At 64.5% G+C, this 24,882-nt stretch carries 17 protein-coding genes and 1 tRNA gene; 11 read left to right on the top strand and 7 right to left on the bottom strand.

Annotated elements, in window-relative coordinates; all coding sequences use genetic code 11:
- The first annotated feature begins 6 nt into the window (after window positions 1–6).
- The 3 genes from ABMC89_RS03295 to ABMC89_RS03285 are packed head-to-tail and all read left to right on the top strand — an operon-like array spanning window position 7 to window position 2,721.
- Entirely contained in the window at window positions 7–159 is a 153-nt protein-coding gene (locus ABMC89_RS03295) for a hypothetical protein (RefSeq protein ID WP_349565156.1), read from the top strand.
- 4 nt (window positions 160–163) lie between these two features.
- Window positions 164–1,747: a hypothetical protein gene (locus ABMC89_RS03290; protein ID WP_349565154.1), complete on the top strand. Its 1,584-nt coding sequence runs from the start codon at window positions 164–166 to the stop codon at window positions 1,745–1,747.
- Between the two features lie 2 nt (window positions 1,748–1,749).
- A complete protein-coding gene (locus ABMC89_RS03285; protein ID WP_349565152.1) occupies window positions 1,750–2,721 on the top strand; it encodes a site-specific tyrosine recombinase XerD in 972 nt (323 codons plus the stop codon).
- On the opposite strand, the gene ABMC89_RS03280 is transcribed toward ABMC89_RS03285, so the two are convergent.
- On the bottom strand, window positions 2,658–3,476 hold the full coding sequence (locus tag ABMC89_RS03280; protein ID WP_349565150.1) for a metallophosphoesterase family protein: 819 nt from the start codon (window positions 3,474–3,476) through the stop codon (window positions 2,658–2,660). The genes ABMC89_RS03285 and ABMC89_RS03280 overlap by 64 nt on opposite strands.
- A 72-nt stretch (window positions 3,477–3,548) precedes the next feature.
- On the opposite strand from ABMC89_RS03280, the gene ABMC89_RS03275 reads away from it, so the two are divergent.
- Window positions 3,549–4,856 carry an HlyC/CorC family transporter gene (locus ABMC89_RS03275; protein ID WP_349565148.1) on the top strand — a complete coding sequence of 436 codons (1,308 nt, stop codon included), beginning with the start codon at window positions 3,549–3,551 and terminating at the stop codon, window positions 4,854–4,856.
- Window positions 4,857–4,937: 81 nt separating this feature from the next.
- Here the strand turns inward: ABMC89_RS03275 and ABMC89_RS03270 are convergent, their stop codons facing one another.
- A complete protein-coding gene (locus ABMC89_RS03270) occupies window positions 4,938–7,361 on the bottom strand; it encodes a GcvT family protein (RefSeq protein ID WP_349565146.1) in 2,424 nt (807 codons plus the stop codon).
- Between the two features lie 117 nt (window positions 7,362–7,478).
- A complete protein-coding gene (locus ABMC89_RS03265) occupies window positions 7,479–8,903 on the bottom strand; it encodes a DUF2254 domain-containing protein (protein ID WP_349565144.1) in 1,425 nt (474 codons plus the stop codon).
- 162 nt (window positions 8,904–9,065) lie between these two features.
- Between ABMC89_RS03265 and ABMC89_RS03260 the strand changes: the two genes are divergently transcribed.
- Together ABMC89_RS03260 and ABMC89_RS03255 are read left to right on the top strand one after the other, a co-directional pair.
- Window positions 9,066–11,483, top strand: coding sequence for a GcvT family protein (locus ABMC89_RS03260; protein ID WP_349565142.1), 2,418 nt, complete (start codon window positions 9,066–9,068; stop codon window positions 11,481–11,483).
- 4 nt (window positions 11,484–11,487) lie between these two features.
- On the top strand, window positions 11,488–12,099 hold the full coding sequence (locus ABMC89_RS03255; RefSeq protein ID WP_349565140.1) for a nucleotidyltransferase family protein: 612 nt from the start codon (window positions 11,488–11,490) through the stop codon (window positions 12,097–12,099).
- Here ABMC89_RS03255 and ABMC89_RS03250 read toward each other — a convergent pair.
- On the bottom strand, window positions 12,092–13,192 hold the full coding sequence (locus ABMC89_RS03250; protein WP_349565138.1) for a Hint domain-containing protein: 1,101 nt from the start codon (window positions 13,190–13,192) through the stop codon (window positions 12,092–12,094). The genes ABMC89_RS03255 and ABMC89_RS03250 overlap by 8 nt on opposite strands.
- 290 nt (window positions 13,193–13,482) lie before the next feature.
- A complete protein-coding gene (locus ABMC89_RS03245) occupies window positions 13,483–20,112 on the bottom strand; it encodes an Ig-like domain-containing protein (RefSeq protein ID WP_349565136.1) in 6,630 nt (2,209 codons plus the stop codon).
- Window positions 20,113–20,608: 496 nt separating this feature from the next.
- On the opposite strand from ABMC89_RS03245, the gene ABMC89_RS03240 reads away from it, so the two are divergent.
- The gene (locus ABMC89_RS03240) at window positions 20,609–21,028 is read left to right on the top strand and encodes a hypothetical protein (protein ID WP_349565134.1); all 420 of its coding nucleotides are present in this window, start codon (window positions 20,609–20,611) and stop codon (window positions 21,026–21,028) included.
- A gap of 54 nt (window positions 21,029–21,082) precedes the next feature.
- Here ABMC89_RS03240 and ABMC89_RS03235 read toward each other — a convergent pair.
- Window positions 21,083–21,166, bottom strand: a tRNA-Leu gene (locus tag ABMC89_RS03235).
- 124 nt (window positions 21,167–21,290) lie between these two features.
- On the opposite strand from ABMC89_RS03235, the gene ABMC89_RS03230 reads away from it, so the two are divergent.
- A complete protein-coding gene (locus tag ABMC89_RS03230) occupies window positions 21,291–21,869 on the top strand; it encodes a YqaA family protein (RefSeq protein ID WP_349565132.1) in 579 nt (192 codons plus the stop codon).
- Window positions 21,866–22,324: a disulfide bond formation protein B gene (locus ABMC89_RS03225; RefSeq protein WP_349565130.1), complete on the top strand. Its 459-nt coding sequence runs from the start codon at window positions 21,866–21,868 to the stop codon at window positions 22,322–22,324. The genes ABMC89_RS03230 and ABMC89_RS03225 overlap by 4 nt, the downstream gene beginning before the upstream one ends.
- A gap of 10 nt (window positions 22,325–22,334) precedes the next feature.
- Here ABMC89_RS03225 and ABMC89_RS03220 read toward each other — a convergent pair whose 3' ends face one another.
- Window positions 22,335–22,760 carry an Lrp/AsnC family transcriptional regulator gene (locus tag ABMC89_RS03220; protein ID WP_349565128.1) on the bottom strand — a complete coding sequence of 142 codons (426 nt, stop codon included), beginning with the start codon at window positions 22,758–22,760 and terminating at the stop codon, window positions 22,335–22,337.
- Window positions 22,761–22,868: 108 nt separating this feature from the next.
- Between ABMC89_RS03220 and rocF the strand changes: the two genes are divergently transcribed.
- Window positions 22,869–23,786 carry an arginase gene (gene rocF, locus ABMC89_RS03215; protein WP_349565126.1) on the top strand — a complete coding sequence of 306 codons (918 nt, stop codon included), beginning with the start codon at window positions 22,869–22,871 and terminating at the stop codon, window positions 23,784–23,786.
- A gap of 8 nt (window positions 23,787–23,794) precedes the next feature.
- Entirely contained in the window at window positions 23,795–24,838 is a 1,044-nt protein-coding gene (gene ocd, locus ABMC89_RS03210; RefSeq protein WP_349565124.1) for an ornithine cyclodeaminase, read from the top strand.
- Window positions 24,839–24,882 lie beyond the last annotated feature (44 nt).

The raw sequence follows: 24,882 nt of genomic DNA, 5'->3' as shown, positions 1-24,882 counted from the left end.
GCAGGCATGTTAGGAAAACTCTTCAAGCTCTTGGTAATCCTTGCCATTCTGGGATTCATCGCGCTTGTGGCCTATGCGTATGCCGCACCCTATTTCGGGGTCAGCTTCTCCCAGCCACCGGCGGAAATCCGCGTGCCGGTCACGCTTGAGGGGCAATAGGGCCGTGCGCGCGTCACATTGGCTGGCCTGCGCGCTCGGCGCGATGCTGCCATTGGCGGTGTCCGCGCAGGACCGTATTGACGGCCCGCTGTCGGTCATTGACTGGCTGGATGCTCCGCAACCGCTGGCGCAGCTTCCCCGCGCCCCCGAAACCAGCCCCCGCAACCGCACCGCCGACGAACCCGCAGTGGCCGCCACCGGAACCGCACCGCAGGTGATCGTGCGACCGCTCGATGCGCGCACGTCGCTGACCGTGGGGCTGGTCCCCGCGTCTGTCACGGGCATGAAGCCCGATCTGTGGTCCGGCAGCGACGTCGCTGATGTGGTCGAGTTGATCGGCGATCTGCCCGAAAGCGACCTGCCCGCCGCGAATGCGCTGCTGTTCACGCTGCTGCTTGCCGAGGCGAGCGCGCCGCAGGGGCAGGCTGACGCGCAGGACGCGCTGACGCTGGCGCGGGCGCAGAAGCTGATGGCGCTCGGGGCCGTTGATCCTGCGCTTTCGCTGCTGGAACAGGGCGGCGCCGCGCGCGCGCCCGCGCTGTTCGATCTTTGGGCACAGCTCAGCCTGCTGGTCGGCACCGAGGACACGCCCTGCGGGGAGCTGTCGCGCAATCCGCGCATGACACAGGACATCGGTCTGCGCATCTTCTGCGACGCGCGCAACGGGGCGTGGGACAACGCCGCCCTCGCCTTCGGGTCAGCCAAGGCGCTGTCGCTGTTGCCGGTGGACGAGTTGAACGTGCTGGACCGGTTCCTGAACCCGGACCTCTTCGAGGACGCGCCGCCGCTGCGTGCGCCGCGCCAGCCCGACCCGCTGACCTTCCGGCTCTACGAGACGATCGGCGAATCCCTTCCCACCGGGCCGTTGCCGCGTGCCTTTGCCGTTGCCGATCTGCGCGACATCACAGGCTGGAAATCACAGATCCAAGCGGCCGAGCGTCTGACCCGCGCCGGCGCCCTGCCCGACAACCGCCTGCTGGGCCTTTATACGGACCGCAAGCCGGCCGCCTCGGGCGGGATCTGGGACAGGGTGCGCGCGGTGCAACGGCTGGATGCGGCACTGGACGACAGCCTGCCGGAAAAAGTGTCGGAGGCACTGCCGCCCGCATGGGACGCAATGCGCGAGGCGGGTCTTGATGTAAGCTTTTCCAGCGCCTTCTATCCACGGCTGGCGGACCTCGCACTCGACGACCGTGCGTCGCGGGTGCAGCTGCACATGGGGCTTTTGTCGCCGGAGTACGAGCTGGCCGCGCGGCGGCCCCAGATCAGCGATACCGCCGACATGCCCTTCACCCTTGCCGCCGCCGTGGCCCGTGGCGAAACGCCCGTCAGCGCCCCGCGTGATCCCCTGCCCCGCGCGATCTTCGATGCGTTTTCCTCCCCCGAAGCCGATCCCGAACTGATGGAGATGGCCGCCCAGAAACGTCTGGGCGAGGCGCTGCTGCGGGCCATCGACCAGCTGCACACCGGTGCGCGCGGCGACAGCCTTGCGCTGCGGCAGGCGCTGGGTACGCTGCGCGCGCTGGGGCTGGAGGACACCGCCCGCCGCGCATCGCTGCAAATCCTGCTGACCGAGCGGGAGCGCTGACCGTGCGGGCGCCGTCCTCCTGGATCTCGGCGTTTCTCGAAGCGCAGGCCGCCGAACTCGGAGCAGCCAACAACACCTTGCTGGCCTACGGGCGCGATCTGAAGGATTTCGACAGCTGGCTGGCGGGCCAGGCGCGCGACTTCATCGCCGCAACCCGTGAAGATGTCGAACGCTACCTCGTGCATTGCGATGCGCAGGGGCTGGCAAAATCGACCCGCGCACGGCGGCTTTCGGCGATCAAGCAGCTCTATCGTTTCGCCTTCGAGGAGGGTCTGCGCAGCGACAACCCCGCGATCCAGATTTCCGGACCGGGACAGGACAAGCGGTTGCCCAAGGTGCTGTCGGTCGAGGAAGTGGACCGCCTTCTGATCGCCGCGCGCGAGACCGGTCGCGGCACCCACGAGAGGGTGCGCAACACCTGCCTCATGGAGCTTCTCTACGCGACCGGCATGCGGGTCAGCGAACTGGTCGGTCTTCCGGTCAGTGCCGCGCGGGGCGATCCGCGCCTGCTGTTGATTCTCGGTAAGGGCGGCAAGGAACGGATGGTGCCGCTCTCACCGGATGCCCGCGACGCGCTGGCCGCGTGGCTGTCGCTGCGCGACGCCGAGGACGCCGCCGCGCAGGCGCGCAAACAGCCCGCCTCGCGGTTTCTGTTCCCGTCGCGCGGCAAGGCCGGGCATCTGACGCGGCACCGGTTCTACATGCTGATCAAGGAAATCGCGCTGGCGGCGGGCGTCCCGCCGACCAAGGTCACCCCGCATACGCTGCGCCATGCCTTTGCGACCCACCTGCTGGCGGGCGGCGCCGATCTTCGGGCGATCCAGACCATGCTGGGCCATGCGGATGTCGCCACGACGGAAATCTACACCCACGTTCTGGAGGCGCGCCTGTCCGAACTGGTGCTGGAACATCACCCTCTGGCCGAGGCCGGCACGCGCAAGGTCGCGGGCAGCACGTCTTCGGACGGCCAGTAACCGCTGCGCAGCGCGTCGGCGTAGTCGCTGGGCAATCCCGCGTTGCGCATATCGCTGACAGCGCCGTCGACATCGTATTCCAGCCGCTCGATCCGCATGCCGGTATTACCCAGCACCGCAAAGCGCGTTTGCGGCGCGCCGTCGTGCGGCGGCATGCCGACCACACCGGCGTTGATCCACGATCCACGCGGCGTCACGCGCAGAAACGGCAGCCCCGAATGCCCCGCGATCACCGCGTCGACGGGGCCGACAGCCTCTTCGATGGCATCCCACGCGGTGTCGAACACGGCATCCTCGTCGCATTCCCAGATAAACTGCGCCACGTCCGGCACCCCGCCATGGATCACCGCATAGCGCTTCTGCCCGCTCTGGAAACTCACCACATCCGGCAGCCCCGCCATCCACAACCTGTCGGCGGACGGAACCCTGTCGCGCGCGAAGGCGTACCAGGACTGGCTCAGCCGGTCGCAGGCAGAGCCCTCCTCGAACCCGCAACCGCAGTCGTCCTCGCCCGCGGCAAGCTGGCGCTCGCAATTGCCCGCAACCACCGTGCAGCCATGCTGGCGCACCGCCGCGACGGTTTCGGCTGGCGCACCGCAATAGGCCACGATATCGCCGGTGCAGATCATCCGCTCCGGCGGAATGTCCATCTCCTTCGCCTGCGCCAGAAGGGCCGTCAGGGCCTGAAGGTTCGAATAGGGACCGCCAAAGATCAGCAGATCGCCCTCCAGGCGCCCAAGATCGCTGTGTTTCATGGCGCTCGCTCCTTGAATGACCTATGGGTTGACCCCATAACTACCCGCACATCTCTACAAAAGGTTACCCACATGGATATGCCTCAGGCAACGGCTGACACGGCATTCTGGATCTCCAGCCTCATCATTCTTCTGCTTCTCGTCCTTAGCGGCTTCTTCTCGGGGTCAGAGACCGCGCTGACCGCCGCCTCGCGCGGCAAATTGCGCACGCAGGCCGATCGCGGATCCATGGGGGCGGAACGGGCGCTAAAGATCACCGAGGATAACGAGCGGCTCATCGGTTCGGTGCTTCTGGGCAACAACCTTGTGAACATCCTTGCCGCGTCGCTGGCCACGGCGCTGTTCACGCGCCTCTTCGGGGAAAGCGGCGTGGCACTGGCGACGCTGGTGATGACGCTTCTGGTTCTCGTCTTCGCCGAGGTGCTGCCGAAAACCTACGCGATCACCAACGCCGAACGCGCGGCGGCACTGGTTTCCGCACCGATCAGCATCGTCGTGCTGGTCTTCGCGCCGGTCGTGAGCGCCGTGCGCTTTTTCGTGCGCGGAATCCTGCGCCTGCTCGGCGTCGCGGTAGACCCCGACAGCAACATCCTCGCCGTCCGCGAGGAAATCGCCGGTGCGCTGCAACTGGGGCACTCCGAAGGCGTGGTCGAAAAAGAGGACCGCGACAGGATCCTCGGCGCGCTGGATCTGCGCGAACGCACGGTCGAGGAAATCATGCTCCACCGCTCGGGCATCGAGATGATCAATTGCGACGACGATCCGGCGGATATCCTCGACCAGTGCCTGCGCTCGAACCATACCCGCCTGCCGGTCTTCCGCGACGAACAGGAAAACATCATCGGCGTGATCCACGCCAAGGATCTGCTGCGCGCGATGTACAAGCTGATCGGCGGCCCGGACGGCGATGCGGCCAAACTCAAGGAATTCGATATCCGCGAGGTCGCGATGGAGCCCTACTTCGTGCCCGAAACCTCGACGCTGGACGAACAGATGCGCCAGTTCCTGCACCGCCGGACCCATTTTGCGCTGGTCGTGGACGAATACGGATCGCTTCAGGGCCTGATCACGCTCGAGGATATCCTCGAAGAGATCGTGGGCGAGATCACCGATGAATTCGACCCCGATGGCGATCTCGAGATCAAGCAGTCCGAAGACGGCCACTACCTTGTCGAAGGCGCCATGACGATCCGCGACATCAACCGCGCGAACGACTGGAACCTGCCCGACGACGAGGCCAATACAGTCGCCGGTCTGGTGATCCACGAGGCGCAGATGATCCCGACGCGGGGACAGGTGTTCCTGTTCCACGGCTTTCGTTTCGAAGTCGCCGAACGCGTCGGCAACCGCATCACCGAGCTGAAGATCCGCAAGCTCTGACAGGCTCTCCATTTTGCCGCTAAACTCCGGGGGGGATCTGCGCGTCTCGCGCAGATCGGGGGCTGGCCCCCGCGCCTCCGCCTAGCCGCGCAACCGGCTGCCATCGGCGTCGAACGGCGGCGCGGCCATCACCCGCGCGCGGTGCGGTTGGCCCAGCACCATCACCTCGACCCGCTCCCCTTGGGCCACATCGTGCAGGAACGCCAGCGCCAGCGATTTACCCACGGAATATCCGTAGGCCCCCGAGGTCACGCGCCCCACACCGCGACCGCCCAGAAAGATCGGCTCGCCTCCCGATGCGTCGGCCCCCGAGGCGGCCACGTCCTCTGCATCGAGTTCCAGCAAAACCAGCCTCTCGCGCGCCGGCCGGGCCAGCGTGTCGGTCACGGCAGCCTTGTTGAGGAACTCCTTCTCGGTCCTGCACAGCCGGTCCAGACCCACTTCCTGCGGCCAGTATTCGGGGCTGTACTCACGGCCCCAAGAACCGTAGCCTTTCTCGATCCGCAGCGACATCAGCGCGCGTGAGCCCACGCACCCCGCCCCGTGGTGCGCCGCCTCAGCGAGGAGCGCAGCGAGGAGCGCGGGCTGGTCGGCTTCGGCGCAGTGCAACTCCCAGCCCAGATCACCGGTAAAGGACACCCGTAGCGCCAGACACCGGATGCCCGCGATGTCGATCCACGCCGACCGCATGAACGGAAAATCCGCATTCGCAAGGGAGGTATTGGTGAGCCTTTGCAGCATATCGCGCGATTTTGGCCCTGCGATGTTGAACCCGCAGAAAGCCTGCGTGCGGCTTTCGAAGGATGTGCCCTCCGGCAGCGGCACCTGTGCGAAGAACCGGGCGTGGTAGCGTTCCGCCATCCCCGATCCGATGATCCAGAATTCATCCTCGGCCAGTCGCGTGACCGTGAAATCCCCCGCGATCCCGCCGCGCACCCCGATGAGCGGCGTCAGGCAGGACCGCCCCACCGCCCGCGGCATCCGGTTGGCAAAGACAGCATTCAGCCATGCTTCCGCCCCCTGCCCCGCACAGCGGTATTTCGCGAAATTGGAGATGTCGATGATGCCCGCGTTCTCGCGCAACATCCGGCACTCGCGCCCGACAGTGTCCCACCACGGCTGGCGGGTAAAGCCGTGGGTCTGGTCCTCGGTCCCGATCTCGCTGGCGTAATAAAGCGGGTGCTCCCAGCCTGCGTTCAGGCCGAAGACAGCGCCCAGATCGCGCTGCATCTTGTAGGCGGGGCGCATCCGCGCGGGGCGTCCGGCGCTGCGTTCCTCACCGGGGAAATGGATCTTGAAGCGGTTCGCGTACTGGTCCTTGACCCGCGCCTTGGTAAAGGCCGCATCGGCCCAATCGCCGAACCGGGCCAGATCCCAGGCAAACATGTCATAGCGGCTTTCGCCGGTCACGATCCAGTCGGCGGCCAGCAACCCCATGCCGCCCGATTGCGAGAAGCCGGGGATGATCCCGTTGCAGCAGAAATAGTTGCGCAGCTCCGGCACCGGACCGAACAGGACATTGCTGTCGGGCGACCAGATCATCGGCCCGTTGATCACCCGCTTGATGCCTGCCGCTCCCACGGCGGGCACCCGCGCGATGGCACGCATCATGTTGTCCTCGATCCGCTCCAGATCGTCGGCAAAGAGCTCGTGCCCGAACCCCTGCGGCGTGCCGTCCTCGGCCCAGAGCCGCACATCGCGCTCGTAGGCGCCAACCAGCAGGCCCTTGCCCTCCTGCCGCAGGTAATATTCGCCGTCGCGGTCGGCCACGGAGGGAAGCCTGCGATCGAGACCCGCGATTTCGGCAATCGTTTCGGTCACGAAATACTGGTGTTCGGTGGGTTGCAGCGGCAGCGTGATCCCCGCAAGTGCCGCAACTTCCCTGCCCCACAGACCTGCCGCGTTGACCACCCATTGCGTCGCGATATCGCCCTTGGCCGTGCGCACGATCCAAGTGCCGTCGCGTTGCTGTTCGGTTCCCGTCACGGGGCAGAAGCGGATGATCTCGGCCCCCGCCGCGCGCGCCCCTGCGGCGTAGGCATTGGTCACGCCGGACGGATCGACATTGCCGCCGTTCTCTTCGAACATGATGCAGCGGATGCCGTCGAAATCCACCAGCGGGTGCAACGCCTCCGCCTCGGCGCGGTCGATTTCGCGAAAGGGCATGTCGTAGTATTTCGCCTTCGCCGCCTGAAGTCGCAGCTGGTGTTCGCGCGCCTCGGTCTGGGCCAGATAGAGCGATCCGGGCTGGAACACCCCGCAGCTCTGCCCGGTTTCCGCCTCCAGCGCATTATAGAGATCCATCGTGTAGTTCTGGATGCGGGTGATGTTGTTGTTGTCGTGCAGACCGTGGATGTTGGCCGCCGCGTGCCAGGTCGAGCCGCTGGTCAGCTCATCGCGCTCCAGCAGGACAACATCGGTCCATCCAAGTTTGGTCAGGTGGTAGAGGATCGAACAGCCGATCACGCCGCCTCCGATCACGACAGCTTGGGCATGGGTCCGCATGGCATTCTTTCGCAAAGGTGTTTCGCCTGCCTCCACCCTGAGACAGGCCGCGCCACGGGGGTTGCCCGTTCACGACACCTTTCGTCGCTGCCCGACCTGCCCCATGCGGCCGATCCTTCAGGCGCTTTGCCCCATTTTCTCGTCCACCGCCGCGACAACGTCGGGATCGGACGCCGCGCGCAGTTTCTCGCGGTCGCGCTCGAACTGCATCGCCGCCAGGGCGCGGTGCAATCCGAGTTCGGCCAGATTGCGCGCCTCGCGCGACAGACCCTCATCGGGATGGCGGCGCAGGCCGCTCAGGGTATCCTGAAGCCGGATCTGCACCTCCACGAGGGTTTCGCCGTCCCGCGCCAGAGCCCCGAAGCCGTCGTCCAGCAGGTCCGCGGGGCTGAGCGGTTTCACATAGAGCCGCTCCAGCACATCGTCGCGGTCGGTCTTGGTCTCGTCGGTATAGTCCGACAGAATGCGCCCGATGCGGGTGATCACGTCGATCGCGGTGCCCGGATCGTTGATCCCCGGCGACAGCGCCTTTGACGCCACCTCGCCCATCACGATCAGCCCAAAGCGGGGATCCTGATCGAAGATACGCACGTCACCGATGACGATATTGGCCTCTATGGCGGCGTCGATCTCTTCGTATTCCTGACCGTCCGAATTGGGATCGTCCTTGGACACCACCATCGCCAGCGGTTCGTTGAGGAAAACGAAACTGCCCACGTTCTCGCACAGGTAGATGTCGACGCCATGGGCGCGGGCTTCTGCATTCAGGGTTTCGGGATAGATCTTCTGGATATAGCCGCTTTGCCCCGCTTTGATCACGCGGGCGTCTTCGGGGATATCGCCCACCAACGGGTTCGCCCCCAGACAGGGATTGTGCAGACGATCGGTAAAGTTCTGCGAGGTCACCTCCTCGATCTGGCGGGTGGTGTCGATCAGGCTGCCGAAACCCTGAAGGTGAAGGACCCAGCGGATCAGGTAGATCACGATCACCGCCAGCACCAGAACCGTGGTCACGAAGAGCACGAAGGACCGGTCGTCGGTGTAGACGCCGAGCTCGCGCAGGATGATCGCGATCAGCGCATAGACATAGGCGCCGATGAAAACCGCGATGGTGTTCTGCGTGGTCCTGTCCTGTATGATCAGCCGGTGCACCCGCGGCGTCCATTGCTGGGATGTTGCGCGGTAGACGCTGACCATGACGGTGATGGAAAAGATCGTGGCCGCCAGCATCGCGTTGGCGATGATTTGCAGCAGCCGGTCGGCGGCCTGACCTGTCAGGCTTTCGGCGATCTTGTCGGGCACCAGTGGTTCAAGGATCTGCGTCAGGCCGAGTGCGAGAACGCTCAGCAACCCCATCGCCAGCACCCTGACCCAGAGTTTACGGGCGTATTCGCTCAGCTTGCGCACCACCGTGCGCGGCATCAGATGGGCAGGCCAGACATCCTGCAACCGGTGGCCCAGACGTTTCAGAATAGGCTGTTGCGCCAGCTTGTCGCCGGCCTTGGACAGCTTTTCCGATGCGTGGTCTTTCGAATTTTCCATGGAATGCACGTAGCGCGGTGCCGGGCCAGCGCCAAGGGCAAGGTTGCGCTATTTGGCATAGAGGCGCCGCTGCTGCGCTCCACATGTCGCGCACGCCCCTTGCCCTGTCCCCGGCGGCGCGCCAAGGTTGGCCATAGCCAAAGCACCGCCACGGAGAGCCCCATGCAAACATCCACCCGCGTCTGTGTCATCGGTGGCGGTGTCGTCGGAGCCTCCGTTCTCTACCATCTGACAAAGCTCGGCTGGTCGGACGTGATGCTGGTGGAGCGGTCCGAGCTGACCTCGGGATCCACATGGCACGCGGCGGGCGGGTTTCATACGCTCAACGGCGATACCAATATGGCCGCTTTGCAGGGGTACACGATCCGCCTCTACAAGGAACTGGAAGAGATCACCGGCATGTCCTGCGGGTTGCACCATGTGGGCGGCGTGACGCTTGCCGACAACCGCGACCGGTTCGACATGCTGCTGGCCGAACGCGCCAAGCACCGGTTCATGGGGCTGGAGACCGAAATCATCGGTCCCGAGGAAATCGCGCGGATCGCGCCTGTCACCGATGTCACAGGCGTGATCGGCGGTCTTTACGATCCGCTGGACGGACACCTCGATCCGTCGGGGACGACCCACGCCTACGCCCGCGCGGCCAGGCTGGGTGGTGCCACGATAGAAACCCACTGCATGGTGCGCGAGACCAACCAGCGCCCAGACGGCACGTGGGATGTGGTGACGGACAAGGGCACGGTCCACGCGGAACATCTGGTCAACGCGGGCGGTCTGTGGGCGCGCGAGGTCGCGGCGATGGCGGGCATCTATCTGCCGCTGCACCCGATGGAGCATCAGTATCTGGTCACCGAACCCGTTCCGCTTATCGAAGAGATGATGCGCGACGGGGTCGAGCACCCCCACGTCATGGACCCCGCCGGCGAAAGCTATCTGCGGCAAGAGGGGCGCGGCCTGTGCATCGGCTTTTACGAACAGCGCTGCCGCCCCTGGGCGGTGGGCGGCACTCCGTGGAGCTTCGGGCAGGACCTGCTGGACAACGATTTCGACAAGATCGAGGACAGCATCGCCTTTGCCTACCGCCGCTTCCCCGATCTGGAACGCGCGGGCATCAAGAACGTCATCCACGGCCCCTTTACCTTCGCGCCCGATGGCAATCCGCTGGTCGGGCCGGTGCCGGGGCTGCGCAACTACTGGTCCGCCTGCGGGGTCATGGCGGGCTTCAGCCAGGGGGGCGGTGTGGGCCTGACACTGGCGCAATGGATGATCGAGGGAGAGCCCGAGCGCGATGTCTTTGCCATGGATGTGGCCCGTTTCGGCGACTGGATCGGCCCGGGGTACACGCTGCCCAAGGTGATCGAGAACTACCGCCACCGGTTCTCTGTCAGCTACCCCAACGAAGAACTGCCCGCCGCCCGTCCGCACCACACCACACCGATGTACGATATCTTTACCGGCATGGGGGCGGTCTGGGGCCATCAGTACGGGCTGGAGGTGGCGAACTATTTCGCCACGGGGGATGAACCCCGCTATGAAACCCCTTCCTTCCGCCGCTCCGATGCCTTTGCGGCCACCGCCCGCGAAGTGGCCGCAGTGCGCGGCGGCGTCGGCATCAACGAGGTGCAGAATTTCGGCAAATACCGCGTGACCGGACCGGGCGCGCGCGACTGGCTCGACCGGATCATGGCCGGGCGGGTCCCGCAGCAGGGGCGGCTGGCGCTGACCCCGATGCTGTCGCCCAAGGGGCGGCTGATCGGGGATTTCACCGTCTCCTGCCTCGGGCCCGAGACCTTCCAGCTGACCGCGTCCTACGGTGCGCAGGCCTACCACATGCGGTGGTTCGACAGCCACGCGCAGGACGGTGTGCGGGTCGAGAATATCTCGGACCGGGTGACGGGGTTCCAGATTGCGGGGCCGCAGGCGCGCGATGTCCTCGCGGAATGTACCCTTGAGGAAATCGGCGATATGGCGTTCCTCGATGTGCGCAGGCTGACCGTCGGGCCGGTATCCTGCATCGTCCAGAGGGTCAGCTATACCGGCGATCTGGGGTTCGAGATCTACTGCGATGCGATGGCGCAGCGCACGCTTTGGAATACGCTGTGGCAGGCGGGCCAGCCCTTCGCGATCACGCCCTTCGGGATGCGCGCGATGATGTCGCTCCGGCTTGACCGGTTCTTCGGGGCATGGCTTTTGGAATTCGGACCGGATTACACCGCCGCCGAAACCGGTCTGGACCGTTTCATCGCCTGGACCAAGAGCAGCGATTTCATCGGTCGCACCGCGGCAGAAGCCGAACGCGAGACCGGTCCGCGCCGCAGGCTCGCTGCCTTCGAGGTAGATGCCGAGGACGCCGATGTGCAGGGGTATGAGCCGATCTGGCACGACGGTGCGGTGGTGGGGTTCTGTACCTCCGGCGGGTATTCACATCACGCGCGCAAATCCGTCGCACAGGGGTTTGTGCCACCGGAGCTGATCGCCGAAGGACTGGCGGTAGAGATCGAAATCCTCGGGCAGATGCGCAGCGCGCGGCTGATAACCGCGCCGCTGCTCGACCCCGACGGCGCGCGGATGCGCGGATGACCGCATGACCCGTGACATACCGATACTGATGCTTGCCGCCGGCGCCTCGCGCCGGATGCGCGGGCGTGACAAGCTGCTGGAGAGCGTCGATGGCATCCCGCTTTTGCGCCGACAGGTGCAGCGCGCCATGGCCGCGACGGATGCCGATGTTTTCGTCACCCTGCCGCCCGCGCCCCATCCGCGTTACGACGCGGTCCGGGGTCTGGAGGCGCAGCTGGTTGAGGTTGCGGATGCCTCTGCCGGCATGTCCGCCTCTTTACGGGCAGGGATTGCGGCCCTCGGCGTCGCCCGCGCGGTGATGGTGGCCCTTGCCGACATGCCCGAGATTACGACGCAGGATATGCAACGCCTTCTGGCCGCAGCCGGACGCGCGGATGGTAAGACCCGCATCTGGCGCGGCTGCATGGCCGACGGCACACCCGGCCATCCAATCGTTTTCACGCAATCCCTCTGGCCCGATCTGATGCACGCCGATGGTGACTTTGGCGGGCGTGAAGTGGTCGCGCGCCACCGCGCGCAGACCAGTCTTGTTCCCCTGCCCGATGCCCATGCGGTGACCGATCTGGACACGCCCGAAGACTGGGACCGCTGGCGCGCGCGGCAAGACGCTACTTGAGCAGCAGAACCGCCTCGTGCGCCTTGACGCTGCGCCGCGCCGAGACGTAGTTTTCGATCCCTTCGCGCCGCGCGAGTTCGGGAAAAATCTCCAGCAATTCGATACGCTGCGCATTTCCAACACCGGCAAGCGAATTCACCCCCGGCTGGAAGCTTTCGCTCCAGCAGCCGTCGGACAGGATAATCTCGTGCTGGTCGAACATCAGGTGGATATAGGTCGTCTCGCGCCCCGTGAGGATTTCGACACCGGGCAATCCGGTCAGATGTTTCGCGGCGACCAGAACTTCGCTTTCCTCGAAATAGAGGGCTGTCTTGTCGTTCGCCACCAGAACACGGTGATTGGGAGAGACCACCAGATCGCGCTCGGGCAGATCATTGCCAAGCGCGCCTTTGGAGATCCGCACCGGACACAGGTGGCGCGCCGCATCGAGTTCGTCGCGCGACATCTCGCGGCGCCCGATCCAGCGGATCGCCTGCAGACCGTTGTCGCGCGTGATGATGCGATCGCCCACCGACAGCGTTTCAACGGCGACCTCACCACGGGGCGTCGCGATCCTTGTGCCGGGTGTAAAGCAGGGAACGACTTTCTCGATATTGCGAAAATCAATGGTGCCCGCCTCGGATCCATCGGCATTGAAATAGTTGATGGTCCCGTTTTCGCGGTTGTCCGGATCACGGTCCACACGGATGCTGCCGCCTTCGGGAATACCGTTTTCGGCGTTGATGCGGTCGAAATCGTCGCCGCCCTCGCCGCCGTCGATCACATCGCCCGCAGTGACGTTGTAGAAAACGTCACGACCTTCGCCGCCGGTCATCGTATCGGCACCGGCGCCCCCGTTGAACAGATCACCGCCGCCGTTGCCGGTGATCAGGTCATCGCCGTCACCACCGAAGAAATCATCGGTCTGCGGACCGCCCACAAGCGTGTCGTTGCCCGCGCCACCCACGATCAGGCTGGCGCCCGCGCCCCCCTCGATCAGGTCGTCCCCGCCGCGTCCTTCCAAGCTGTCGATGCCGTCGCCACCGGAGATGCGGTCGTCCTCTTCGGTTCCGACGATGCTGTCATTTCCAGAAGTTCCCGAAATATCGGCCATGGCTAGAATCCAATGTATGTAAATTTTGAGTATGACCCATCATAGCACCAAAGGTTAACGCGCGACAATAAATTGTCACTTTTTCAACATATTTCTCAATATCTTACGAACAATAGGTGTTATCCGCAGCAGATTGCACGTTTTCTGGCGACAGTACCGCCTAAATTGCAAGAAGCGGGCCACGCATCCGCGGCCCGCCCCTGTTCACCCCGGCTCACTACACCAGGATGTTGCTGCATATTTCGGGCCGCCGCGGGCATATGGCCCCCGGCGGAAATTTTCGGGCAGATCTAGCGGGTGATCAGCTTCGCCTCGTGCTTTTTCAGCGCCTTGCGCGCCGATGCATAGGCATCCACCCCTTCGCGGGTCGCAAGTTCCGGGAACAGTTCCAGAATTTCCTCGCGCGACGCATCGCCGACACCGGCCAGAGACATATCGCCCGGCTGGAAGCTTTCGGTCCAGGTGCCGTCCGACAGCACGACTTCGTGGCGGTCGAACATGATGTGGATATAGGTCGTCGAGGATACCTCCACCACGTCGATCCCGTCCATGTCCGTCAGGTGCTTTGCCGCGACGAGCACCTCACGCTCTTCGAAATAGAGCGCGGTCTTGTCGTTGGCGATCAGCACACGGTGCTGCGGTGACACCATCATGTCGCGTTCGGGCAATCCGTTGCCAAGCGCGCCCTGACGGATGAGGACCGGGCGCAGGTGCTCTTTCGCGGCCAGTTCCTCACCCGGCATGTCACGCTTGCCGATCCAGCGGATGACCTGCATGCCGTTGTCACGGGTGATCACGCGGTCGCCGACCTCCAAATCCTCGACGCGGCGCTCGCCCCTCGGGGTGGCGATCATCGTGCCGGGGGTGAAGCAGGGAATGACCTTCTCGATGTTCGAGAAAACCAGCTGACCCGCGTCGGACCCGTCGGCATTGCGATACTGGACGATGCCGTTCTCGGGGTTATCGGGATCCGCCGGATCAGGCAGGATGTTCAGGCTGCCGCCTTCGGGCGCCGAGCCCGTCAGGTCGAGACAGTCGAAATCATCGCCGGTTTCCGAACCGTCCACGATATCGCCGGCGTTGACGTTGATGAAGTTGTCGCGATCCGCGCCGCCCGTCATCGTGTCCGATCCCGCGCCACCGTCGAACAGATCATCGCCCTGCCCGCCCGTGATCACATCGTCGCCGTCACCGCCGCTGAGGCTGTCGTCGCCGACATTGCCGCTGATGGTGTCGTTGCCGGCACCCCCTTCGACGGTATCGTCGCCCTGCCCCGCATCGAGGCTGTCGTCGCCGGTGCCGCCGTCGAGCAGGTCATTTCCGGTGCCGCCTTGCAGGCTGTCGTTTCCGGCATCACCGGAGAGGATGTCGTCGTCGGCCCCGCCGTCGATCACATCGTCGCCGTCGCCACCGTGGATCGTGTCATCCTCGCGGTTGCCGCGCAGCGTATCGTTGCCGGTGCCACCCTCGATCGTATCGGTGCCGCGACCGCCGTCGATGCTGTCATTGCCCTGACCGCCGATCAGCGTGTCGTTGCCGGTGCCGCCGTCGATGATATCGTCGTCGATCTCGCCGTCGATATAGTCGTTGCCGGAACCGCCGAGCAGAACATCGTCGTCGTCCGCGCCGAAGATGACGTCATCGCCGTCGCCGCCGTCCACGGTATCGCGCCCGTTGTCGGGCCGCAGGTCGGGACCGAAGGGGTTGGAGCCGTCATCCTCGATGTCTGTGCCATCGGGGATCTCGTCGGGGTCGTTGCCGGCATAGATCGTATCGTTGCCTGCACCGCCGAGGATATCGTCATTGCCTTCGCCGCCGACGATGCGATCGTCGCCATCGTTGCCTTCGACAATGTCGTCGTCGATGCCCGCGTTGATGACATCGTCGCCGTCACCGCCGGTGATAGTGTCGCGGTCGTCGCCTGTGCGGATGGTGTCGTTACCGGCGCCCCCGTCGACAAGGTCGCGGTCGTTTTCGGGGTCCGGATCGCCGGGGAAGAGACCGGGATAGCCCAGATCGGGCAGAACGTCGCCGTTGCCGGTGTCGATGCTGTCCGCACCGTCGCCGCCTTCGACCACATCGGATCCGTCGCGCCCGATGATGGTGTCGTCGCCGACACCGCCGAGAAGCGTATCGTCGCCCCCCGGAACGGTGCCATCGGCCATGCCACCGTCCAGCACATCGTTGCCTTCGTCGCCCGCGATGCTGTCGTCGCCAACGCCGCCGTCGATGCTGTCATCGCCGGTGCCGCCCGATACATCGTCGTTGCCGTCGCCAGCCAGAACCGTGTCGTTGCCGTCGCCCGCTTCGATGATGTCGTCGTTCGGGCCCTCGCCGGGCAGGAACTCGTCCATGTTGTCGACCATGTCGCCTTCGGGATCGCCGGTGTAGTCGACGTCGATCACGTCGTCGCCGTCGGTGCCCGACACGATACCGTCACGGACCGTGACAAAGACGACCGCAGGGTCCGTGGCGCCGTTGCCGTCGTCCACGGTGTAGTTGATGACCGCTTCGCCGGTGAAGTCAGGGGCCGGTGTGAAGGTCAGCGTGCCATCGGGGTTGATGACGACATCGCCGTTCGGGCTGATCGCCTGAATGACCGTCAGCGGATCGCCCTCGACATCGCTGTCGTTGTCGAGAACCGCAATGATAACGGCTGTGCCCTGGTTGGTGTCGGCCGTGTCATCCTCGGCCAGCGGGCCGTCGTTGACCGGATTGACCGTCACATCGACGGTCGCCGTCGCTTCGCCGCCGTTGCCGTCGATGATCGTGTAGCTGATCGTGGTCGGCCCGTTGAAATCGCGGTCGGGTGTGAAGGTGAGCGTACCGTCATCGTTGATCACGACCGCGCCGTCGGGGCTCGTCGCCTCGGTCACGGTCAGCGGATCGCCATCGGGATCGCTGTCGTTGGCAAGCACCGCGATGGTGACGGCCGTGTCTTCATCCGTTTCGGCCACATCGTCCACCGCGACAGGCGGGTCAGAGACCTCGCCCACCGAGACCTTGGCGATCCCGGTGTCGGTGCCGCCGTTGCCATCCTCGATGGTATAGGTGATCTCGGCGTCGCCGGTGAAATCGGTCGCCGGTGTGAAGGTCAGCGTGCCGTCAGCGTTGATCACCACGTCGCCATCGGGGCTGGTGGCCGATGTCACGGTCAGCGGATCGCCGTCCGCATCGGTGTCATTCGCCAGAACCGGGATCGTGACAGGCGTGTCCTCGGGCGTGCTGACGCAGTCATCCGCCGCCACGGGGGCGTCGTTGACGTTGTTCACGGTCACGAAGACGCGGCTGTCGTCGAACCCACCGCGCCCGTCCGTGATGGTGTAGTCGATCACGGCCTCGCCGAAGAAATCCTCGTTCGGGGTGAACGTCAGCGTCCCGTCGCCGTTGATCACGACTGTGCCGTCGTCCGACAGCGCCTCGGTCACGGTCAGCGGATCGCCATCGGGATCGCTGTCGTTGAGAAGAACGTCGATGGTGACGGGGGTTTCCTCGTCGGTTTCGGCGGTGTCGTCCGTCGCGACCGGCGGGAACTGCACGATGCCGTCGGTCACGGTCACGGTCACGGTCACGACCGCATCGTCGCTGCCGCCGTTACCGTCGGAGATCGTGTAGTTGATGACCGCCTCGCCGGTGAAGTCCGGGTTTGGCGTGAAGGTCACGGTGCCATCATCGTTGATGACCACATCGCCCTGATCCGACGTGGCCGCCGTGACGGTCAGCGGGTCGAGATCGGGGTCGGTATCGTTGGCCAGTACCGGAATGATGACGGCCGTATCCTCGACGGTCGTAGCGGTATCGTCCACGGCCACAGGCGCCGTGTTAACCGGCAGAACCGTTACGGTGACGATCGCCGGATCGGTGCCGCCGTTGCCGTCGCCGATGCTGTAGTTCACGGTCGCCTCGCCGGTGAAATCCGGTGCCGGCGTGAAGGTCAGCGTGCCGTCGTCGTTGATCACCACGTCGCCATCGGGGCTGGAGGCTGCGATGATCTCCAGCGGATCGCCCTCGGGGTCGCTGTCGTTCAGCAGGACCGGCACGGTGACCGCAGTTGCCTGATCGGTTTCGGCCACGTCGTCTTCGGCGACGGGCGGATCGTTCACCGGTGTAACCGTCAGATCGACTGTTGCAGTATCTTCGCCGCCGTTACCATCGGAGATGGTGTAGCTGATTGTCGTCGGCCCGTTGAAGTCGGGGTTGGGCGTGAAGGTGACGGTCCCGTCATCGTTGATGACGACCTCGCCGTCCGGGCTGCTGGCGGCGGTGATTGTCAGCGGATCGCCATCCGGATCGCTGTCGTTCGCCAGGACCGGGATGGTGATCGCCGTGTCCTCGGGCGTTTCGGCCACGTCGTCCGCCGCGACCGGCGCGTCGTTGACTTCGCCAACCGATACGCTGACCACCGCGTCATCGAAGCCGCCGTTGCCGTCGGTGATCGTGTAGTTGATGACCGCATCGCCGTTGAACCCGGCAGCGGGGGTGAAATCGATCGTGCCGTCACCGTTGATCGTGACTGCCCCGTCGGCGCTCGTCGCATCCGTGATCGTCAGCGGATCGCCATCGGGATCGCTGTCGTTCGCCAGGACGGAGATCGTGACAGTGGTGTCCTCTTCGGTCGATGCCACATCGTCCAGCGCCACGGGTGGATCCTGCACGGGGTTTACCGTCACGGTGACGATGCTGTCGTCGAAACCGCCCCGCCCGTCCGTGATCGTGTAGTCGATCACCGCGTCGCCGTTGAAGTCGGGGTTCGGCGTGAAGGTCAGCGTGCCGTCCGCGTTGATGACCACATCGCCATCCGCGCTGGTTGCCGCGATGACCGTCAGCGGATCGCCGTCCGGGTCGCTGTCGTTCGCCAGAACCGGGATCGTGACGGCGGTATCTTCGTCCGTCACCGCCGTGTCGTCCACGGCCACGGGGGCATTGGCGTCCACGACGTCATTGACGGTGACGGTGACCACAGCATCGTCAAACCCGCCGTTGCCGTCGGTGATGGTGTAGTTGATGACCGCCTCGCCGAAAAAGTCCGGGTTCGGGGTGAAATCGAGCGTTCCGTCGCCGTTGATCACGACAGTGCCGAAATCCGACGAGGCTGCGGTCACGGTCAGCGGATCAAGGTCGGGATCGGTATCATTCGCCAGCACGGGAATGGTGATGGTCGTATCTTCGTCCGTTGTGGCCGTATCGTCCGTCGCAACCGGCGGCAGGTTCGCGGGCAGCATCTTTTCCTCGATCTCGGCAAAGGTCATCGTGCCGCGCACGGAGCCGTCCGCGTTCAGGAATTCGATCGTCCCCGAGAAGCTGTCGCCGTCGGCGTCCAGTGTTTCCTCGGCCACGCGCAGCGGACCGGAGTCGGAAAGATCCAGCGTATCACGGTCATCGCCGCCGGTGCCGCCGTCCACGACATCGCCCACATCTCCGCCCACGAAGAGGTCGGCGTCATCGCCGCCCGACAGGCTGTCGGCACCTGCGCCGCCGATGATCGTGTCATTGCCGCCTTCGCCGAAGATCGTATCGTCACCCTCTTCGCCCAGAAGGCTGTCGTTGCCAGCCGCGATCACGCCGCTGCCAGCCGTCGTAAAGAAGACATCCGTGATGTTGGGATTGGTCCCGCCGGGGCCGTTCTGGACATGCGAGATGACGACCCGCGAAACAGGCCCCGCAATATCGACCTTCAGCGAGTATACATCGCCAAACGCATCGGCATAGCCGCCATCGCTGTCGGCCGTGTCGTTGCCGGGCACCGCGTCGGTATCGCTCAGCGTGAGGCCAGAGCCGCCGGTCAGCGTCACCTCGACCGGGTTGCCGTCGGCGTCGAAGGCCTGAATGGTGATCAGGCTGTCGCCGTCGATGTCGTTGATGTTGAAATCGACGTCACGCACCGCACTGTCAAAGCTCAACTCGTAGGTAGCGCTCTGGCCCTCGGCGCGGGTTTCGCTTTCGAGCGAGCTGTTGGCATCGACAGTCTCTGCCCCGCCGTCGATCGAAGAGGTGTTCTGCTGGTCCGAAGAGAAGGTTGTCGAGGTCTTGGCCGTGGAGCCGAGATTGGTGAACGTGACGTTGGTGCTGCCGGTATCCTGGGTAAAGCTGCTGACCGCCGCGCCGTCCGCCGCACCAAGTTCGCTCCAGTTGAAGCTTTCGCGCGCGCCCTCGCCGCCCGCGAGAGTGCGGTCCCCGAAGATCAGATCGTCGCCGGCGCCGCCCAGAACAGTGTCGTCGCCGCTGCCTGCGTAGATATCATCGTTTCCGTCCAGCGCGGTCACGCTGTCGTCGCCGCCACGGGCATCGACGATGTCGTCATCCGGTGCCTCGCCGGGCAGCAGGGCGTCGCCCGCGTCGATCCGGTCGCCCTCGGGGTCACCGGTGTAGGCCAGATCGATGATGTTGCCATCCTCGTCACCCGACACGATGCCGTCGCCAACGGGGGTTTCGGGCAGGCTGTCGTCAAAGACCAGATTGTCCAATGCGCCGGATTCGGTCATCTCGACCACCAGACGATCGACGTTCTCGACAAAGATCGACACCTGGGTGACGCCGTTGTCGCCGTTTGGCGGCACGTATTGCTCTTCGATCAGCGATCCGTCAGCGGCGTAGAAATACATGCGCGCGGGCTCTTCAAGGTCGATGAAGGTCAGCGATTTGACGGTCGAAAGATAGGTAAAGCTGAACTCGACCGTGCCGCCTGTGCTGTTGTCATCGGGGTCCGTGGCATCGCCGTCTTCGGAAATGATCAACACCTTCTCGAGATCGTCCGTGCGAAGATCCTCGTCCCCGCCGGTGGGGTTGGCGCTGTCGAACACCATCGCCTGATCGACACCGGGCGCGTTGGCCAGCGCAGAGATCTGCACATTCTGCGCGTCGTATTGGGTGGTGACGGTTTCACCCGCGGTGAGGTCGTTGAAATCAATTGTTCTGATCATCGAAGTCGCTCCTATGCAGCACTACGCGCGGCGCGCGCGGCGGCCGGACTGGAAAATGAGAGGGAGTCTGGTTGGGAAACAGCAGACAAATGTCCAAGGCACGCACATCCGGCGCCGCCAAATCGAAGTCTTGTGTCATCTGACGTCATACAACCGTCTCCGTTCAAACCGTAACCCCGCGAAGCAGCGAAACGAATGGTCTCATCACGACACGCACTGATAACCGCCGCAAGCTGAAGGGAGGACCGCTGGGCCGGGTTCCGCGCTGCGCGCAGGAAAGCCGGTTCAGACGGATGTGGCAGTCGCAAATACGCAACCGGCACGGTTCCCCGCATCCATAGGACACAGTTTCAGTGCGGTCGCCCCCGAGACCAAAAATTTCGAAGCCCCCCAGTTGGGCAACACCAGTGATATCCAACGTCCGGAGCCGCACAAAGGGAAAAATGTTTGAAAAGTGTCACGGTCTGGGCGAAAAAATGCAAAAGCGGTTAACGCTTTGCCACGCTTCAGCCGCTTCGGTGAAATTATTGTTTCACTTACGGAAACGCGTAAATTTTCGCAGAACTCCGTTAACTACGGCAAGGGCGCTCTTTTCCGCTATGCCGCGCCCGCCTGCGACATCTCATTGTTGCTCGTTCCTCAACAATCACAGCGCGCCAATGGCGCGAAGGGCCGTGGCCTCGTTTTTGCCTCAATCAAGGGGGTGCGTTCACGAATGTGCACCAATCATGTCGAAAGGCGCATTTTGACCCCCGCTCGAAAACGCATGTTGCCACATTTCGACGAATCGAAACACAGGCGTCGCATCAGGTTTATGGTCCGCCCGTTTCCTGCACCGCGTCGGGAAGGAAAGCTGCCAGACGGCGCGGAAGATGATCGCAATAACGGCGCATCTGTCCCGCTCGGCACGGCGTAGGGTGCCGAAACGACAGTCCGCCCCGACGGCAACATCGCATTCTCTGGAAGAGCCTGGTACCCAAGGCCGGACTCGAACCGGCACGCCTTGCGGCGGGGGATTTTGAATCCCCTGCGTCTACCATTCCGCCACTTGGGCTCTCGCAGAGGGGCTTAGCGCGGTGTCGGTTTCTGGGCAAGGGGGAATTGGGGCCACGGCAGCCTTGACCGTCGCGCGCCGTCGTGGTCAGACCGTGGCGTGCGCCGAGGGAAAGACAACCGCGATGATCCAACGCCTTTATGACTGGACACTCGGCCTTGCCGATCATCCGCGCGCCCTGTGGGTTCTGGCGCTTGTCGCCTTTGTCGAAAGCTCGTTCTTCCCGATCCCGCCGGATGTCATCATGATCCCGATGATCCTTGCGCGGCCCAACCGCGCATTCGTGATCGCCGCGACCGCGCTTTTTGCGTCGGTCATCGGCGGGCTTTTCGGCTACGCCATCGGGGCCTTCGCCTTCGAGACACTCGGTGCGCCGATCCTTCAATCGCTGGGCAAGGCCGATGCGATGGCCGAATTCGCGACCCGGTTCAACGACATGGGCTTCTGGGCGGTGCTGACCGCCGGGGTCACCCCATTTCCCTACAAGGTCATCACCATCATGTCGGGCTGGACAGCCATGCCGCTGGGAACGTTTATCGCAACCTCGATCCTTGCCCGTGGCATCCGGTTTTTCCTCGTCGCCGCGCTGCTATATAAGTACGGCGCGCCGGTGCGCGACTTTATTGAGCGCCGCTTGCCCTTGATGTTCATCCTCGCGGTCCTGCTTTTGCTGGGCGGCTTTTACGCGGTCAAGTTCCTATGAATGCTCGTTCTCTCGTCCTTGTTGCCACGCTTGGTTCTGCTGCCCTGCTGCTTGGGGCCTTCGGGTTTCAGCATCTGGGAGGGCTTGCGCCCTGCAAGCTGTGCCTGTGGCAGCGCTGGCCGCATGCGGTGGCCATCGTCATCGGTCTGGTTGTGCTGTTCAGCAACCGCTTTGCACTGGCGTGGCTGGGCGCGCTGGCGGCCCTCACGACTTCGGCCATCGGCGCGTATCATGTGGGCGTCGAACAGGGCTGGTGGGAAGGCCCGACCACCTGCACCTCCTCCGGTGTCGGCGGGCTGAGCGCGGATCAGCTGCTGGACCAGATCATGTCCGCCCCTCTGGTGCGCTGCGATGACATCGCGTGGCAGATGCTGGGCATCAGCATGGCGGGCTGGAACGCGATCCTGTCGCTGGCACTGATGTGCGTCTGGATAAGCGCGGCACGACGCGCCTGAAACCGGCGCGCTAGCCTGCCTTGCGGGTACTCAGCAGCAGGCTCGTCTCGCTCGACACGACACCGTCAAGCTTGCGGATCCGGTCCAGCACGGCGTCGAAGGCCACCAGCGTATCCGCGCCGATCTCGACAATCAGATCCCAGCGCCCGTTGGTCGAGTGAACGCTGCGCAGCTCTGCCATATTGACCAGCTGGCGTTTGATCCTCTCGGCACCGCGCCCCTCGATCCCGATCATCATCAGGCCGCGCACCGGATCACGCGCCACATCCGCGCGCGTGACCACGGTAAAGCCCACGATATCGCCGCGTTCCTGCAACCGCGCGAGGCGCGCGCGCACGGTGGTGCGCGCCAGTCCCAGCCGCGCGGCCAGATCCGACAGCGACGCGCGCGCGTCGTGCCGCAGCGCCGCGATCAGCCGATCATCCGTTTCGTCCATTTTATGCTCCAATTCGATCAATGATGATCCAATGCGGACAATTTGATCGCTTACTCCTATCCGATTCATTCCCCTATATCCACCACAACGGAATTGAGAGGTCTTACCATGACACGACATTGCATTCTTCAGGGCGCCCCCGTCGATTGCGGCAAGGCGCGGCGCGGCTGCCTGATGGGGCCCGATGCCTATCGCACCGCCGGGCTGGCCGAGGCGCTGCGCGATCTTGGCCACGAGGTGTCGGACATCGGCAACCTTGCGCCGCGTCCCTTCACCCCGCGGCCACACCCCAAGCTTCAGCATCTGGAGGAAACCATCGCCTGGACCGAGGCGCTGGCCGATGCCACCGAGCAGACCCTGACCCGCGGCATGCCCATCACGCTGGGCGGCGATCACGCGCTGGCCGCGGGCACCGTGCTCGGCTCCATGCGCCATGCCGAGGCGGCGGGAAAACCGCTGTTCCTGCTGTGGCTGGACGCGCATAGCGATTTCCACACCACCGAAAGCACCGACAGCGGAAACCTGCACGGCACACCGGTGGGCTATGTGACCGGACGCGACGGGTTCGCCGGCTGGCCGGCCCTGCCCGCACCCCTGCCCGGTGACCGGATCGCGATGATCGGCCTGCGTTCGGTCGATCCGGCGGAACGGGCGGCGCTGTCGGAAACGCAGATCCAGCGCGTCGACATGCGCGAGATCGACGAGAACGGGATCGCCCGGCCCATGGCCGCTTTCCTCAAGCGCGTGGCGGATGCGGGTGGTCATCTTCATGTATCGCTCGATGTCGATTTTCTCGATCCCGCCTATGCGCCTGCCGTCGGCACCACGGTGCCCGGTGGCGCCACCGTGCGCGAGGCGCATCTGGTCATGGAGATGCTGCACGACAGCGGACTGATGACCGCGCTCGACCTTGTCGAGCTGAACCCTTTCCTCGACGAACGCGGCCGCACCGCGCAGCTGATGGTGGATCTCGCCGCCTCCGCGCTGGGCCGCAACGTTTTCGACCGTCCCACACAAGCCTATTGAGGGTGACCATGACACAACCATCGCAAAAAGCACTCGTGCCCTTCGTCAGCGTCGATCACATGATGCAGCTGATCCACCATATCGGGATCGAAGAGATGCTGCGCGGCCTTGCCGAGCGGATAGAGACCGATTTCAAACGCTGGCCGCTGTTCGACAAGACCCCGCGCGTCGCGTCGCACTCGGATGTCGGCGTGATCGAACTGATGCCCACGTCGGACGGGGATGTCTACGGCTTCAAATACGTCAACGGCCATCCCGGCAATACCAAGGGCGGATTGCAGACCGTGACGGCCTTTGGCCTCCTGTCGGATGTGGCGACGGGCTATCCGGTGCTGTTTTCGGAAATGACGATCCTGACGGCGCTGCGCACGGCCGCGACTTCGGCCTTCGTGGCCAGGATGCTCGCCCCCGAAGGCTCGCGCGTCATGGCGATGATCGGGAATGGCGCCCAGTCGGAGTTCCAGAGCCTCGCGATGAAGGCCATCGTGGGGATCGAAGAGGTCCGCCTTTACGACATCGATCCGGCGGCCACGGCAAAGTGCAAGGCCAACCTCGAAGGATCCGGTCTGCGCGTGGTGGCCTGTGACACGGCGGAGGAGGCGATCCTCGGCGCGCAGATCATCACCACCTGCACGGCGGACAAGCAGTACGCGACGATCCTGACCGACAACATGGTCGGCAGCGGCGTGCATATCAACGCCATCGGTGGCGACTGCCCGGGCAAGACCGAACTGGCACCTGCTATCCTGCACCGGTCGGAGATTTTCGTGGAGTATCCCGAACAGACCCGGATCGAGGGCGAGATCCAGCAGCTCGACGCGGATCACCCGGTCACCGAACTGTGGCAGGTCGCAACCGGCGAGGCGGCCGGGCGGCGCGATGCCAAGCAGATCACGCTCTTCGACAGCGTAGGTTTCGCGATCGAGGATTTCTCGGCGCTGGTCTACGTGCGCGACGCGATCAAGGGGACGGATTTCTTCCAGCCGCTCGACATGCTGGCCGATCCGGACGATCCGCGTGACCTGTTCGGAATGGTGCAGCGCGCGGGCTGAGCGGCGAGGAGCGGTCGCAGACCAGCGAGGAGCCGCCCCTCGCC

Origin of the sequence: Sulfitobacter sp. HNIBRBA3233, from assembly GCF_040149665.1 — a bacterium.
Classification (GTDB): Bacteria; Pseudomonadota; Alphaproteobacteria; order Rhodobacterales; family Rhodobacteraceae; genus Sulfitobacter; species Sulfitobacter marinivivus.
Note: the sequence above shows the minus strand (reverse complement) of the source record. Positions and strands in the feature narration are given on the sequence as shown.

Excerpts from the sequence above, each read along its gene's own strand:
- ABMC89_RS03295 (WP_349565156.1), top strand. The coding sequence starts at position 7 with ATGTTAGGAAAACTCTTCAAGCTCTTGGTAATCCTTGCCATTCTGGGA.
- ABMC89_RS03280 (WP_349565150.1), bottom strand. The coding sequence starts at position 3,476 with ATGAAACACAGCGATCTTGGGCGCCTGGAGGGCGATCTGCTGATCTTT.
- ABMC89_RS03275 (WP_349565148.1), top strand. The coding sequence starts at position 3,549 with ATGGATATGCCTCAGGCAACGGCTGACACGGCATTCTGGATCTCCAGC.
- ABMC89_RS03270 (WP_349565146.1), bottom strand. The coding sequence starts at position 7,361 with ATGCGGACCCATGCCCAAGCTGTCGTGATCGGAGGCGGCGTGATCGGC.
- ABMC89_RS03265 (WP_349565144.1), bottom strand. The coding sequence starts at position 8,903 with ATGGAAAATTCGAAAGACCACGCATCGGAAAAGCTGTCCAAGGCCGGC.
- ABMC89_RS03260 (WP_349565142.1), top strand. The coding sequence starts at position 9,066 with ATGCAAACATCCACCCGCGTCTGTGTCATCGGTGGCGGTGTCGTCGGA.
- ABMC89_RS03255 (WP_349565140.1), top strand. The coding sequence starts at position 11,488 with ATGACCCGTGACATACCGATACTGATGCTTGCCGCCGGCGCCTCGCGC.
- ABMC89_RS03250 (WP_349565138.1), bottom strand. The coding sequence starts at position 13,192 with ATGGCCGATATTTCGGGAACTTCTGGAAATGACAGCATCGTCGGAACC.
- ABMC89_RS03245 (WP_349565136.1), bottom strand. The coding sequence starts at position 20,112 with ATGATCAGAACAATTGATTTCAACGACCTCACCGCGGGTGAAACCGTC.
- ABMC89_RS03230 (WP_349565132.1), top strand. The coding sequence starts at position 21,291 with ATGATCCAACGCCTTTATGACTGGACACTCGGCCTTGCCGATCATCCG.
- ABMC89_RS03225 (WP_349565130.1), top strand. The coding sequence starts at position 21,866 with ATGAATGCTCGTTCTCTCGTCCTTGTTGCCACGCTTGGTTCTGCTGCC.
- ABMC89_RS03220 (WP_349565128.1), bottom strand. The coding sequence starts at position 22,760 with ATGGACGAAACGGATGATCGGCTGATCGCGGCGCTGCGGCACGACGCG.
- rocF (WP_349565126.1), top strand. The coding sequence starts at position 22,869 with ATGACACGACATTGCATTCTTCAGGGCGCCCCCGTCGATTGCGGCAAG.
- ocd (WP_349565124.1), top strand. The coding sequence starts at position 23,795 with ATGACACAACCATCGCAAAAAGCACTCGTGCCCTTCGTCAGCGTCGAT.